At 73.3% G+C, this 13,590-nt stretch carries 11 protein-coding genes; 3 read left to right on the top strand and 8 right to left on the bottom strand.

All coding sequences use genetic code 11. The features are described 5' to 3' along the window. Positions 1–28 precede the first annotated feature (28 nt). Positions 29–673, top strand: coding sequence for a hypothetical protein (locus tag ACPXBU_RS18385; protein WP_393372280.1), 645 nt, complete (start codon positions 29–31; stop codon positions 671–673). 48 nt (positions 674–721) lie between these two features. Here ACPXBU_RS18385 and valS read toward each other — a convergent pair whose 3' ends face one another. The 8 genes from valS to ACPXBU_RS18345 all read right to left on the bottom strand — a co-directional run bounded on the left by valS (position 722) and on the right by ACPXBU_RS18345 (position 12,077). Next, the gene (gene valS / locus ACPXBU_RS18380; protein ID WP_425758949.1) at positions 722–3,328 is read right to left on the bottom strand and encodes a valine--tRNA ligase; all 2,607 of its coding nucleotides are present in this window, start codon (positions 3,326–3,328) and stop codon (positions 722–724) included. A gap of 56 nt (positions 3,329–3,384) precedes the next feature. After that, positions 3,385–5,265, bottom strand: coding sequence for an ABC transporter ATP-binding protein (locus ACPXBU_RS18375; RefSeq protein WP_425758948.1), 1,881 nt, complete (start codon positions 5,263–5,265; stop codon positions 3,385–3,387). Next, positions 5,262–7,118: an ABC transporter ATP-binding protein gene (locus tag ACPXBU_RS18370; RefSeq protein WP_425758947.1), complete on the bottom strand. Its 1,857-nt coding sequence runs from the start codon at positions 7,116–7,118 to the stop codon at positions 5,262–5,264. The genes ACPXBU_RS18375 and ACPXBU_RS18370 overlap by 4 nt, the downstream gene beginning before the upstream one ends. Positions 7,119–7,154: 36 nt before the next feature. Next, the gene (locus ACPXBU_RS18365) at positions 7,155–7,664 is read right to left on the bottom strand and encodes a methylated-DNA--[protein]-cysteine S-methyltransferase (protein WP_425758946.1); all 510 of its coding nucleotides are present in this window, start codon (positions 7,662–7,664) and stop codon (positions 7,155–7,157) included. Then, on the bottom strand, positions 7,661–9,190 hold the full coding sequence (locus ACPXBU_RS18360; RefSeq protein ID WP_425758945.1) for a DNA-3-methyladenine glycosylase 2 family protein: 1,530 nt from the start codon (positions 9,188–9,190) through the stop codon (positions 7,661–7,663). Before ACPXBU_RS18360 ends, ACPXBU_RS18365 begins: the two co-directional genes overlap by 4 nt. Before the next feature lie 79 nt (positions 9,191–9,269). Continuing rightward, positions 9,270–10,721, bottom strand: coding sequence for an FAD-binding oxidoreductase (locus ACPXBU_RS18355; protein ID WP_425758943.1), 1,452 nt, complete (start codon positions 10,719–10,721; stop codon positions 9,270–9,272). A 310-nt stretch (positions 10,722–11,031) separates the two neighbouring features. After that, complete coding sequence (locus ACPXBU_RS18350; RefSeq protein ID WP_425758942.1) at positions 11,032–11,571, bottom strand: hypothetical protein; 540 nt, start codon at positions 11,569–11,571, stop codon at positions 11,032–11,034. Next, positions 11,568–12,077, bottom strand: coding sequence for a SigE family RNA polymerase sigma factor (locus ACPXBU_RS18345; RefSeq protein WP_425758941.1), 510 nt, complete (start codon positions 12,075–12,077; stop codon positions 11,568–11,570). Before ACPXBU_RS18345 ends, ACPXBU_RS18350 begins: the two co-directional genes overlap by 4 nt. A 140-nt stretch (positions 12,078–12,217) precedes the next feature. Here ACPXBU_RS18345 and ACPXBU_RS18340 point away from each other — a divergent pair, with 140 nt between their 5' ends. After that, positions 12,218–12,724, top strand: a complete 507-nt coding sequence (locus tag ACPXBU_RS18340) for a hypothetical protein (RefSeq protein ID WP_425758940.1) — start codon at positions 12,218–12,220, stop codon at positions 12,722–12,724. Between the two features lie 93 nt (positions 12,725–12,817). After that, the gene (locus tag ACPXBU_RS18335; protein WP_425758939.1) at positions 12,818–13,552 is read left to right on the top strand and encodes a Type 1 glutamine amidotransferase-like domain-containing protein; all 735 of its coding nucleotides are present in this window, start codon (positions 12,818–12,820) and stop codon (positions 13,550–13,552) included. The last annotated feature ends 38 nt before the right edge of the window (positions 13,553–13,590 follow it).

Here is a 13,590-nt window from a genome sequence, read left to right as displayed (position 1 = left end):
TGGGCCCTGTCGGGCCAGGCTGTTGGGTGTGAGCGTCGAAGCGGAGCGGACGTCGTTGGCTGAGCCGTACTCCCGGAGCAGTCGGCCGTGGCTGACCAGCCTGGCTGTTGCCGGGCTGGCCTGCGCCACGGTCGCCACGGCTGCCCAGGGCAGCGGCCAGTTCCACTGGTGGGCCGTGTTCATCCTGATCCCGGCCGCGTTGATCGCGGCCAGCGGCGGCCCGTTGCTGGCCCGGGGCGGTGGCCGGGCCTTCGGCGGTTACATGCTCGCCTGCGTCGGCACCCTGGTGTTCGCGGTGGGCGCGCTGCTGATGTTCGGCGTCATGGGGCGGGGTTGGCCGCTGATGGTGGTGCTGCCCTGCCTGGCGGTCGCCGGCACCTACGGTTGGCGGGCGGCCCACCCGCTGGCCCGGGGCCTGCACCGGGCGGTGGCCCTGCTCGCGCTCACCGGCGCGCTGCTCGGGGTGACCCTGCAACTGATCCGGGTCGACCTGATCGAGTTGGAGACCGGCTGGTGGGGGGCGTTCCTGATGCTGGCCGGGGCCATCGTGCTGGGCAACGCGGGCGAGCTGACCCGGCACCGGATGCCGTACCGCCTGCAGGCGATCACCCTGCTCGTCGGTCCCGCGGTTGTCGCGTTCCTGCTCGGGCTGCGCTTCCTGCGCGGCTGGTGATGGCCGGTCCGCCGCCGCCGAAGGGGGGGTGGCGGCGGCGGACGCCGGTCAGAACGCGCAGGCGATGACCAGCTCCGGGGTGCGGTCGGGGAGCAGGTCGAGTTTGTCGATCCGGCCGGCCGCCCGGAGGTCGTCGGCGACGAGGGTGAGCTGCTCCAGGAGGGCCGCCGGGCCGAGCGCCTCGGCCAGCGGCACCTCCGCCTTCATCGACAGCTTCCGCTCCGACTTGGCCCGCCGCACCTGGCTCAACGCGTCGCCGGCGAGCCGCAACAGCGCCGGATCACCCGACCCCTCGATCGACCGGGCCACCTCGTAGGTGGTGGGCCACGTCGCGCGGTGCACCGACCCGTACCGCCACCACGACCAGACCTCCTCGGTCACGTAGGGCAGCACCGGGGCGAACAGTCGTAGCTGCACCGAGAGCGCCGAGGCCAGCGCCGCCCGCGCCGAGTCGCCGGCCGCGCCGGTGGCGTACGCCCGCTCCTTGACCAACTCGATGTAGTCGTCGCAGAACCGCCAGAAGAACGCCTCGGCCGCCTGCAACGCGGCCGTGTGGTCGTACGCGTCGAGGGCGGTGCTCGCGGCGGTGACCACGGTGGTCAGCTCGGCGAGCATGGCCCGGTCCAGTGGCGTGGTCACGGGGGCGCGCAGCGCGTCCGCCGCCCCCAGCCCGAGCGCGAACTTGGACGCGTTCAGCAGCTTGGTGGCCAGTCGGCGGCCGATCTTGATCTGCGCCGGGTCGAAGGCCAGGTCCGTGCCGGGTTTGCCACTGGCCGCCCAGTAGCGCACCGCGTCCGAGCCGTGCTGCTCCAACAGGGCCAGCGGGGTGACCACGTTGCCCTTGGACTTGGCCATCTTCTTGCGGTCCGGGTCGAGGATCCAGCCCGACAGCACGGTGTCCCGCCAGGGCAACACCCCGTGCTCGAAGTGCGAACGGACCACGGTGTCGAACAGCCAGGTCCGGATGATCTCCTGCCCCTGCGGACGGAGGTCCATCGGAAAGACCTGCGCGAACAGCTCCGGGTCGGTCTCCCAGCCACCGACGATCTGCGGGGTCAGCGACGAGGTGGCCCAGGTGTCCAGCACGTCCGGATCACCGATGAAACCGCCGGGTCGGCCGCGCTGCGACTCGTCGTAGCCGGGCGCCGGGTCACTGGATGGGTCGACCGGCAGCGCCGACTCGTCCGGCGTGAGAGGGTGGGACCAGTCCGGCTCGCCAGTGTTGTCGAGCCGGTACCACACCGGCACCGGCACCCCGAAGAAGCGCTGCCGACTGACCAGCCAGTCGCCGGTCAGGCCACCCACCCAGTTGTCGTAGCGGTGCTTCATGTGCGCCGGCACCCAGTGCAACTCCTCGCCCCGGGCCAGCAGTGTGGCCCGCAGGTCGGCGTCCCGGCCGCCGTTGCGCAGATACCACTGTCGAGTCGAGACGATCTCCAGTGGGCGGTCACCGCGCTCGTAGAACTTGACCGGATGGGTGATCGGACGGGGCTCGCCGACCAGGTCGCCCGCGTCGGCAAGCATCCCGACGATCTCCCGGCGGGCGCCGTTGACGGTCTGCCCGGCCAACGCCGCGTACGGCGGAGCCGGCACCCCGTCCGGCGGCTCCGGAAGCAGCCGGCCGTCGCGGCCGATGACCACCCGGGTGTCGAGGTCGAGATCCCGCCACCAGGTCACGTCGCTCAGGTCGCCGAACGTGCAGACCATCGCGATGCCGGTGCCCTTGCTCGGTTCGGCGAGCGGGTGGGCGCGCACCGGCACCTCGACGCCGAACAGCGGGCTGCGCACGGTCGTGCCCACCAGGTCGGCGTACCGCTCGTCGTCGGGATGACAGACCAACGCCACGCAGGCGGGCAACAGCTCCGGCCGGGTGGTGTCGATCTGCACCTCCCGCCCGCCCGGCCCGGCGAACCGCAGCCGGTGGTAGGCGCCGGGGCGCTCCCGGTCCTCCAACTCGGCCTGGGCGACGGCGGTGGCGAAGCCGACGTCCCAGAGCGTCGGCGCCTCCGACTGGTACGCCTCGCCGCGCAGCAGGTTACGCACGAACGCCCGCTGACTTGTGGTCCGGGCGATCCGACCGATCGTGGTGTAGGTCAACGACCAGTCCACCGAGAGCCCGAGCCGTCGCCACAGCGACTCGAAGGCCTGCTCGTCGGTGACCGTCAGCCGTTCGCACAGCTCGATGAAGTTGCGCCGGGAGAGCGGGGTGGGGTCACGGCGGGCCGCGTCGTCGACAGGAGTCGCCGGTGGCCGCCACACCGGGTCGTACGCCAGTGCCGGATCGCAGCGCACCCCGTAGACGTTCTGCACGCGACGCTCGGTGGGCAGGCCGTTGTCGTCCCAGCCCATCGGGTAGAAGACGGTCTTGCCGCGCATCCGCTGGTAACGCGCGACGATGTCGGTGTGCGTGTACGAGTACACGTGCCCCATGTGCAACTCGCCCGATACGGTCGGCGGTGGCGTGTCGATGGCGTACACGTCCTTACTACGACCATTCCGGCTCGGCGCGTCCGACGCCGCGCCGGTCGCTGTCCTCGAGCGGTCGAACGCGTACGTGCCCTTCTCTTGCCAGTGGCGTGCCCAGCTTTCCTCGAGCCCGTCCAGGGTCGGACGCTCGGGGACGCCGGCGCGGGCCGTCCTCGCCGTATCGGTCATGCTGCGATCGTAGGCACCGCCGGGGGGTCGAGCCACGCAGTTGTGGGATCGCTGGTTCAGATCAGCGAGTCGCGCCACTGCCGGTGCAGGGCCGCGTACCGGCCGCCGGCCTCGGCCAGCACGGCGGGTGGGCCGTCCTCGACGATCTTCCCGCCGTCGAGGACGAGCACCCGGTCGGCGGTCTCCACCGTGGAGAGTCGGTGCGCGATCACCAGGGCGGTGCGGTCGCGCAGGATGGTGCCGAGTGCGCGCTGCACCAGCCGTTCGGTCGGTACGTCAAGCGACGACGTCGCCTCGTCCAGGATCAGCACGGTCGGGTCGGCCAGGAACGCCCGCGCGAACGCGACGAGTTGGCGCTGCCCGGCGGAGAGCCGGCCGCCGCGCCGGTGCACCTGGGTGGCGTACCCCTCGGGCAGGGCGGCGATGAAGTCGTGCGCGCCGATCGCCCGCGCGGCGGCCTGGACCGTCTCGTCGTCCGCGCTCGGGCGGCCGAACCTGATGTTCTCCGCGACGGTCCCACTGAAGAGGTGGTTCTCCTGCGTCACCAACACCACGGCGCGGCGCAGGTCGGTGTCGCCGACGTCGCGCAGGTCGACCCCGTCGAGCCGGACCGTGCCGCTGTCCGGGTCGTGGAAACGGGCGACGAGTTTGGCGATCGTCGACTTGCCCGCGCCGGTCGGCCCGATCAGCGCCACCGTCTGTCCGGCCGACACGGTCAGCTCCAGCCCGCCGAGGATCGGGGTGCCGGCCCGGTATCCGAAGGAGACCGCCCGGAAGCTCACCTCGCCGCGACCGGGCCCGGTCGGCAGCGGTGTGGGCCGGGCCGGCTCGGCGACGGCCGGCCGCTCGTCGAGCACCCCGGCCAGCTTCTCCAACGCCGCGGTGGCCGACTGCAGGGAGTTGTAGAACTGGCTCAGCTCCTGCATCGGCTCGAAGAAGCGACGCAGGTAGAGCAGGAACGCGGCGAGCACACCGACCTCGGTCTGGCCGTCGAGCACCCGCCACCCGCCGTAGCAGAGCACCGCCGCCACGGTGACGTTGCCGATCAGCTTGATCGCCGGGGAGTACGTGGCGATCAGGCGGAACGTGTGCAGGCTGCTCCGCCGGTAGTCGTCGCCGAGCGCCACGAAGATCCGTTGGTTGCGCGGCTCCCGGCGGAACGCCTGCACCGCCCGGATGCCCCGCATCGACTCGACGAAGTGCACGATGACGAGCGCGACCGCGTCCCGGGTCCGCCGGTACGCGCTCGCCGACGACCTGGCGAACCAGCGGGAGAGCACGAACAGGAACGGAAAGGCGAGCAGCGTCACGGCGGCCAGCGGCAGGTCCAGCCAGAGCAGGATGGCGGCCACCGACAGCATCGACAGCCCGGCCATCACCAGGTTGTCGATGCCACCGTCGACGAGTTCGGCGATCGAGTCCAGGTCACTCGTGAGCCGGGAGACCATCCGGCCGGAGGTGTACCGCTCGTGGAAGCCGACGGACAGCCGCAGGAAGTGCCCGAACACCCGCTGCCGCAGGTCGAGCAGGACGGCCTGGCCGATCCGGGCGGAGAGGGTGAGGAACCCGCGCCGGGCCGCGTACTCGGTGAGCGAGGCGACCACGAACGCCCCGGCGACGGCGACCAGCGGGCCGGCGTCGCCGGCGCGCAGCGGCGTGATGGCCCGGTCGATGCCGATCATGACCAGGTACGGGCCGGCCATCGCGGCGGCGTTCTGGGTCAGCAGCAGGCCGACCGCCGCGGCGAGTCGTCTCCGGTGTGGTCGGAGCTGGTCGGCGAGCAGGGCCCGGCTGAGCCGGCGCAGCCGGGCCACCGCCTCGGGTGCGGTGTCCTCGGCTCGGCTCCGGTCCGCCTCCGGGTCCGTGGCGGTCCCGCGCCAGCGGGTCAGCTCCGGTTGCTCCTCGGGCGGTGGTTCGGCAGGCTTCGGCACTGTCACGAGCGCACCAGCCCCCAACCGTCGGAGGGGAACGGGCTCGGGCCGGCGGTCTCCGTCGCCGGCGGCTGCCCGGTGGGTGGTTCGGCGGCCAGCAGCGCCCGGTACGCCGGAACCGTCGCCAGCAGGTCGGAGTGCCGGCCCACGGCGGTGATCCGCCCGTCTTCGAGCAGCGCGACCCGGTCGGCCAGGGAGATCGTCGAAGGCCGGTGCACCACGAGCAGCGCGGTGCTGTTGCGCAGGACCTGCCGCAGGGCCGCCTCCACAAGCGCCTCGGTGTGCACGTCGAGAGCGGACAGCGGGTCGTCGAGCACCAGCACCGCCGGTCGGCCGAGCACGGCCCGCGCCAACGCGAGCCGCTGACGCTGCCCGCCGGAGAGGGAGATCCCCTGCTCACCGACCCGGGTGGCCAATCCCCACGGCAGGTCGTACGCGAAGTCGGCCTGGGCCAGCGCGAGGGCCGCGCGGACGTCGTCGTCGCCGGCGTCCGGGTGCCCCAGGGTGAGGTTCTCCCGCACCGACATGGAGAAGAGCGTGGGCTCCTCGAACGCCACCCCGACCAGTCGGCGCAGCGAGGCCAGCCGCAGTTCACGCAGGTCGTGACCGTCCAGGGTGATCCGGCCCGCGGTCACCTCGTGCAGCCGGGGCACCAGCGAGAGCAGCGTGCTCTTGCCGGAGCCGGTGGCGCCGACCAGGGCGAGCGTCTCGCCCGGCTCGATGACCAGGTCGATCTCGCGCAGCACCGGCGCGGTGGCGCCCGGGTAGCTGAACGAGACCCGCTCGATGCGGAGCCGCCCGTGCACCGCGTCGCGGGGCAGCGCGAGCGCGCCGGGGGAGTCCACGATCTGGGGTGGGGTGTCCAGCACCTCCTGGAGCCGGTCGGCGGCGGTGGCGGCCTCCTGACCGTTGGCGATGATCCAACCCAGCGACTGCACCGGCCAGATGAGCATCAGTTGGAGGCTGACGAACGCGACAAGCTCGCCGATGGTGAGCGAGCCCTTCGCGGCGGCGGCCGCACCGGCCACCAGCACCACGCCCAGTGTCACGTTGGGCACCAGGTCGAGCAACGCCGAGGTGTTGGCCAGCAGCCGCGCCTTGCCGACGCCCGTGTCGTGCAGCCGCTGCGCCCCGACGCCGAAGCGGGCGGCCAGTTCCGGCCCCCGGCCGTACGCCTTCATGGTGCGTAGGCCCTGCGCGGTCTCCTCGACCAGGGTCGCCACGTCGCCCTGCTGGTCCTGCATCCGCCGGGACGCGGCGTGGTAGTGCCGCCCGAACCGGCGGCTGATCAGCAGCAGCGGCACCGAGCTGGCCGCGACCAGCGCACCGAGCATCGGGTGCAGGTTGACCAGGAGCACGACCACGACCACGTAGGTGGTCAGGTTGAGCACCAGGAAGAACACGCCGAAGGAGAGGAACCGGCGGATCACCGACAGGTCGCTGGTGATCCTGGACAGCAACTGGCCGGACTGCCAGCGGTCGTGGAAGCTTGTCGCCAACCGTTGCAGGTGGGCGTAGACGTCGGCGCGCAGCGCCGCCTCCATGCCCACCGCCGAGGAAGACTGCACCCACCGGCGGATGAAGATGAGCACCGCCTCGACCACACCGAGCAGCAGTGCCAGGCCGCCGAGCTGGAACAGCCCGGCCGGTTCGTGTCGGGCCACCGGCCCGTCCACCACCCGCTGCACGACGAGCGGTACGGCGATCCCGGCCGCCGTGCCCGCGAGGCCCGCGACGAGCAGCCAGGCGAACTCGGCGGCGTACGGGCGCAGGTAGGGGCGCAGCCGCCAGAGGTTGTGCAACGGGTGCCGGGGCGCGGCGACCGGGGTGGCCGGGTCGCCGTCGCTCCGCAGAGGCATACCAGACGGTAGCGTCAATGGCGGGCGACGCCGGTGTCAGCTTGCTGTCAGGCGCCGCTCATGACCGAGAAGCCACTTCTTCACGTCCAGCCCCCAGCGGTATCCGCCGAGCGTGCCGTCGGTGCGCAGCACCCGGTGGCAGGGCACGAACAGTGCCGCCGCGTTGCGGGCGCAGGCGGCCGCCGCGGCCCGCACCGCCGGTGGCCGACCGGCCAGCGCGGCGTACCCGGTGTAGGTGACCGGGGCACCGGGCGGCACCTCGCGCAGCACCTGCCAGGCGTGCGCCATGAACTCCCCGCCGGTGCGTTGGCGGACCGGCACCGCGTCGATCGCGTCGAGGTCACCGTCCAGGTAGGAGTGGACCGCCGCGGTGACCGGGCCGAGGTCGACCCGTTGGCGCACCGGCGCCCGCAGGGTCGGGTGGATCAGGGGCAGCAGCGCGGCCGGGTCCGGTGTGAAGCCGGCTGCCCGTACGTCGCCGTCCGGGCCGGCGAGGATGCTCAACGGGCCGGCCGGTGTGCTCAGTACGGTGCTGTCGATGCTCATGCCGCTCTCCAGAGTCTCATCGTTGCGTAGGACCGCCAGGGACGCCATCGGTCGGCGTACCCGTCGAGGGTTGTCGGGTTGTCGGGCAGGCCGAGCGCGGCGGCGCCGCGCCGGACCGCGAGGTCGGTGCTGAGCAGGATGTCCGGGTCGCCGAAGGCGCGCATGGCCAGGTAGTTGGCGGTCCACGGCCCGACACCAGGCAGGGCAAGCAACCCCCGAGTGGCCGACACCCGATCCACCGAAGCCGCCAGGTCGACGGACCCGTCAAGAACCGCGAGGGCCAACCCCCGAAGGGTCTCCCGCCGCCCGGCCGGCATCCCAAACCCGGAACCCGGCACCGCCAACAACTCCTCCGGACTCAGAAACCCCCGGAGCCCCCCGGCCCCGCCCCCTGCGCCCCGTCGCCCGCCCCCTGCGCCCCGTTGATCATGAGGTTGGCCTGGGGTTCGATCTCCAATCGCCAGGTCAACCTCATGATCGACGTGATCGGGGGCGTGGGCGGTGAGGAGGCGGGTTAGGGTTTTTTGGGCGGCTGGCAGGGAGATCTGTTGGCCGATGATGGCGCGGACTGCCATTTCGAAGCCGTCTACCGCTCGGGGGACGCGGATTCCTGGTTCGGCGGCGACCGCGGGGGCTAGCGCCGGGTCGGCGGCCAGCGTGGCGTCGATGGCGGCCGGGTCCGCGTCCAGGTCGAGCAGCCGGCGGCACCGGGCCACCGCGGGCGCCAGGTCGCGCAGGTCGGTCAACCGCAGCGTCGCCGCCACGTGCCCGGCCGCCGGGGTCAGCGCCACCTCGCCGGTGCCGTGGGGCAACCGCAGACCCCTGTGGTACGTCCCGTCGCGAACCTCGTCCACACCGGGCAGCGCCCGCGTCGCGAAGAAGTCCAGCAGCGCCTGGGCGTGCAGCGGCGGACGGTACGCCAGCCGCAGCGCGATGGTCCCCGCACCGGCCGGCGTCCGCTGACCGCCGCGCGCCGTCCGCAGGTCCGACGGGGCACTCGCGTACACCTCGCGGAGCGTGTCGTTGAACTGCCGGACGCTGCCGAAGCCGGCGGCGAACGCGATCTCGGCCATCCCGAGGTCGGTGGTCTCGATCAGGATCCGCGCGGTCTGTGCCCGCTGGGCCCGGGCCAGCGCGAGCGGCCCGGCGCCCATCTCGGCGCTCAGCATCCGGTGCAGGTGCCGCTCGGTGTAGCCCAGACGAGAGGCCAACCCGGGTACGCCGTCCCGGTCGACCACGCCGTCGGCGATCAGCCGCATCGCCCGGCCGACCACGTCCGCGCGGACGTCCCACAGGGGTGAGCCCGGCGCGGCGTCCGGTCGGCAGCGGCGGCAGGCGCGCAGCCCGACACCCTGTGCGGCGGCGGCGGACGGAAAGAAACGGACGTTCTGCCGCTTGGGGGTGATCGCCGGGCAGGACGGCCGGCAGTAGATGCCGGTGGACGTCACGCCGGTGTAGAACCAGCCGTCGAACCGCTGGTCACGACTGTCCACGGCCCGGTAACACCGCTCGAAGTCCAGCTCCATGTCACCGATGATGCCCCGCTCGACCCGCCATCGGCTGGCGGGAATCGGACCTCGGCGTGCCGGTGAGCAGGGGCCTCCGTCAGCGGGGGCGGCGACGTCGTCGATGCGGTTGACCGGCCGAGGTGGGCTGGCCGGATCGGGTGGGCTGGCCGGAACGGCTGGGCTGGGCGGCGCGGCTCGGCTGGGCGGCGCGGTGCGGCTGGGCGGCGCGGTGGGGCTGACCGGTCAGCAGGGCCGACCGGAACACGCCGTCCGGGTCGTACCGCTTCCACAGCCGGCGTACCCGGATCCCGGTCTCGCCCGGGTAGATCCGGGCGAACGCGGCCGGGTCCGGTCGACCCTCGAAGTTGACGTACGCGCCGTCGGCCCGCGCCCCGACGGTCCGCCAGGCGGTGTCCAACGCCGGCCCACCCCGCGGCGGGAACACCGAGGCGATGACAAGCGTGTCCTGGTGGCGGTGGGCGTACGCGGTCGCGTCGGATGCCACGTCGTTGACCGCGCCCCCCAGCGAGCGGAGCTGGACCACGGCCCGCCCCGGCCCGGTCACCGCCCGCTGCACGGCCCGCGCGCCGGCGTCGTCAAGCCCGGTGAACAGACCGTTAGTGGTCGTGCCGCGCTGCTGCCCGACGTTGGGGCTCAGGTGCGCGGTCGGCACCAGCGTCGGGTAGGGCAGCAGGTCGGTGCGGTGTTCGAGCACCTTGCCGATGGCGAGCAGCGGCTCCACCACGGGTCGGGCTCGGCGCAGGCTCTCGGCGGCCACCACGGCGGTGATGGACATGAGGGCCGAGCGCCCCTCGGCGTACACCACGGCCGCCGCGGACAACTCCCGTGGGGCCTGCGCGAGGTAGGCCACCCACTCCCGGATGGTGCGCCCGTCCGGATGCGCCTCGACGACCAGTTGCGTCACGCCGACGTTGCGCTGCTCGACCGCCTCGATCTCGAAGGCCACCACGATCCCGGCTCCGGCTCCGGCGCCCCGGACCAGCCAGAACAGGTCCGGTTCGTGGGTGGCGTCCGCGCGGACCAGCGTCCCGTCGGCGAGCACCACCTCGACCGCGCGGACGCGGTCGAGGGTGAGACCGTGGGCGCGGACCAGCCAGCCCACACCGCCGCCGGTGGCCAGGCCGCCGACGCCGACGCCGCCGTAGTCACCCGAGCTGATCACCAGGCCGTACGGCGCCAACGCCTTCGCGACGTTCGCCCAGCGGGCCCCGGCCTCGACCCGGACCAGCCCGGCCCGCTCGTCGAGCACCTGCACCCGGTTGAGCATGGACAGGTCGATGACCACGCCACCGTTGTTGGAGGAGGTCCCGGAGAAGCCGTGCCCGCCGCTGCGGACGGAGATCGGCAGCCGCTGCTCCCGCGCGTAGCGCAGCGCGTCGATCACCTGCGCGGTGGTCTTCGGCAGCAGGACGGCGGCCGGCGACGCCGTGGCGGTGTACGTGGAGCGCAGCTGCGCGTACCGGCGGTCGCCGGGTGTGACGATCTGCCCGGTCAGCGAGGTGGGCACCCGGGGCATCGTGGTGCTCATCGTCGCCCCCGCGGCTGGCACGTCGGGTGTCCGGGATCGGTCATGCGCCCAAGGATGGGCGGGCTCACCGGCCTCGGCAAACCCGGTGGGCCGGCGCCCGCCGTTTCCGGGGACGCGCGGCGCTCGCCGGTGCGGGGAGGGGCCGCGTGGACGTGACCGGCATCTCCGCGGCCGGATCGCCGTCAGCCGCTCGGCTGACCGGCGCTGGCCCTCGTCCTGCGACCAGAGGATCGAGCGGTGGGCCGCCGGAGCCGGCCGCGGTTGACCGGTCAGGCCGGGGCGAGGAGGCCGCCGACCTGACCGATCCTGCTCAGCGCGGCACAGTCGAGGCGGTCATCGGCTGGCCCGGTACGCCGGGCGCGGTCACCGGCGAGGGCTCGCCAGGCACGTCACGCTTGGATGGATCACGGGGCACCCCAGGAGCAGCGGGGGCACCGGGCGCACCAGGGGCACCGGGCGTACCGGCGGCGTCGCCGGGGGCACCGGGCTCGCCGGGTGCAGCGGGCTCGCCGGGCGCGCTCGGCCGCGTCGGCGGGTCCTGCTTCGCACCGCCCGGACTCGGTACGGTCGTCGGCGCGGACTGGTCGGGCGCGGGCGGACCGGGCACGGCCGCCGGGCCCGCCGGGCTGGGGGCGGCCGGTGGAGCCTCGTCCGAGCCGGTCGAGGCGAGAGCGAGCGGAGTGGCGATGAGGATCGCCGCGAGGGTGCCGACCGCCCCCATCGTCACCGTGGCGCGGCGCCTGTTGCGCACCCGCCGTTCCGCCCCGTTCAACTGGTCATGCACGATCGGTGCCTCCTCGGCGAGGTCGGTGAGGGTGGAGCGGATGAGGTGCTCGAAGGGATCGGTCATCGCCGTACCTCCAGCATTTCGACCTCCGGCAGCAGTTCGCGCAGACGAGTGACCGCCCGGTGGGTACGGCTGCGTACCGTGCCCACGGAACAGCCGAGCAGTTCGGCGACCCGGGCTTCGGGCAGATCCTCGTAGTAGCGCAGGACCACCACCGCCCGCTGTGCCGGTGGTAGGTGGCGCAGTGCGGCGCGCATCGCCAACCGCACGTCGGAGCCGCCGCTCGGGTCGGCGCCGACCGGTTCGTCCGCCGGATTGAGCGGCGTCTCCCGCCATCGGCGCAGTCGTCGCCACCAGCCGATCTGCTCGCGGTACATCACCGCGCGGAGGTACCCCTCGGGATCGGCGTGCCGGATCGATCCCCACTTGGGGATGGTCCGTGCCAGTGCCGACTGGAACAGGTCCTCGGCGGCGTTGCGGTCGCCGGTCAGCAGGTACGCGACACGCATCAGCGCCGGCGTCCGGCTGCCGACGAACTCGGCCAGCCGAGCACGCTCGTCCTCGTCCACCCACCACCCCCGTTTCGTTGTCACAGATACAGACGCCCCAGGTCATCGTCGCTATCCGCGATCCGAGGGGTTTTTCCGGCCCGGAAGTGTCGGTCGTGCCGGGTAGCGTCCGGCCACCAACTCAAGAAGGGGTGCGGCGGATGACGAGCGTGGCGGGTTGGGCGGCGGCGTCGACACCTGGCACATTTCCGCCACTGCCCCGCGCGGTGGCGCAGGCCTTCTACCGCCGGATGCGGGCCGTCGCGCCCGCCGCCCGCGGCGCCATCGACCGGGACCGGACGACCGACCCCGAGCAGACCTTCACCGACACCGCCTGCGGTCGGCTGGTCGGTTCCCTTGACGACGCCGGCCTGCGGGCGCTCGGCATGTGGACGCACCACTGGTGCATGCGCTTCTACGACGACGACACCCGGGTCGGCCGGCGGTTGGTCCGCGAGATAGCCGCCCGGCCAGGGCTGGGCTGGACGGCCGACGAGGTGCGCTGGATGCTGCGCGAGTCGATCTCTGCCGGTCCGGCCGCCGCCGACCGGTTCACCCTGCCCCGCGCCGCCGCGGCCCAACTGCCCCCGGCCGACCGGCCGCTCGACGAGCTGCCCCCGGGCCTCCGGCCCGAGGCCCGGGTGCCCCGACAGCGCCACGGCAACTGACCTCGTCGGCCGACCGGCCTCGCCGGGTTCGACGGTGTGCCGTCAGCCGGCTGCGGCAGGATGGACGCCGCACCCCCGACGGAAGGACGCCCGATGCCCGCCAGCACACCGACCATCCTCGCCACCAGCATGGGCTTCTTCCGGGGCAGCCGGGGCCCGACCGACCTGCGCCCCAGCCCGGTCTTCGAGCTGGCGGCCGAGCTGGCCGAGGCGGGTTCGCAGCCGCGGGTCTGCTACCTCGGGCAGGCCGTCGGGGACCACCCCGTCGTGTTGAGCGCCGTCTACGGCGCCTTCGCCAAGACCCGGTTCCGGCTGTCGCACCTCGCCCTGTTCCCGATGCCGAACATCGAGGACGTCCGCGCCCACCTGCTCGCCCAGGACGTGATCTGGGTCGACGGCGGCAGCGTGGCCAACCTGGTCGCCGTCTGGCGGGTGCACGGGCTCGACGAGATCCTGCGCGAGTGCTGGCAGGCCGGCGTGGTGCTGGCCGGGGTCTCGGCGGGCTCGATCTGCTGGCATGTCGGCGGTGCCACCGACAGCTTCGGCCCCCGGCTGCGCGGCTTCACCGACGGCCTGGCCTGGCTGCCGTACGGCAACGGGGTGCACTACGACAGCGAGGGGCAGCGGCGCCCGCTCATGCACGAGCTGGTCGGCAACGGGACGCTGCCGACCAGCCACTGCACCGACGACGGGGTCGGCCTGGTCTACCGGGGCACCCAGTTGGCCGAGGCGATCGCGGACCGCGAGGGCGTCTCGGCGTACGAGGTCAGCCGGGGCGCGGACGGCACCGTCCAGGAGGTGGTGATCGCCCCGCGCCTGCTCGGCTGAGCGCCGAGGCCGATCACGTCTGCTCGCCGGCCTGTCAC

The organism is Micromonospora sp. DT231, assembly GCF_049847025.1.
Taxonomy (GTDB): Bacteria; Actinomycetota; Actinomycetes; order Mycobacteriales; family Micromonosporaceae; genus Micromonospora.
This window is presented reverse-complemented; position numbering and strand designations above follow the sequence as displayed.

Bases quoted from the DNA above. Each gene is read 5' to 3' on its own strand.
- valS (WP_425758949.1), bottom strand. From the start codon at position 3,328: ATGACCGATACGGCGAGGACGGCCCGCGCCGGCGTCCCCGAGCGTCCG.
- ACPXBU_RS18370 (WP_425758947.1), bottom strand. From the start codon at position 7,118: ATGCCTCTGCGGAGCGACGGCGACCCGGCCACCCCGGTCGCCGCGCCC.
- ACPXBU_RS18365 (WP_425758946.1), bottom strand. From the start codon at position 7,664: ATGAGCATCGACAGCACCGTACTGAGCACACCGGCCGGCCCGTTGAGC.
- ACPXBU_RS18360 (WP_425758945.1), bottom strand. From the start codon at position 9,190: ATGGAGCTGGACTTCGAGCGGTGTTACCGGGCCGTGGACAGTCGTGAC.
- ACPXBU_RS18355 (WP_425758943.1), bottom strand. From the start codon at position 10,721: ATGAGCACCACGATGCCCCGGGTGCCCACCTCGCTGACCGGGCAGATC.
- ACPXBU_RS18350 (WP_425758942.1), bottom strand. From the start codon at position 11,571: ATGACCGATCCCTTCGAGCACCTCATCCGCTCCACCCTCACCGACCTC.
- ACPXBU_RS18340 (WP_425758940.1), top strand. From the start codon at position 12,218: ATGACGAGCGTGGCGGGTTGGGCGGCGGCGTCGACACCTGGCACATTT.
- ACPXBU_RS18335 (WP_425758939.1), top strand. From the start codon at position 12,818: ATGCCCGCCAGCACACCGACCATCCTCGCCACCAGCATGGGCTTCTTC.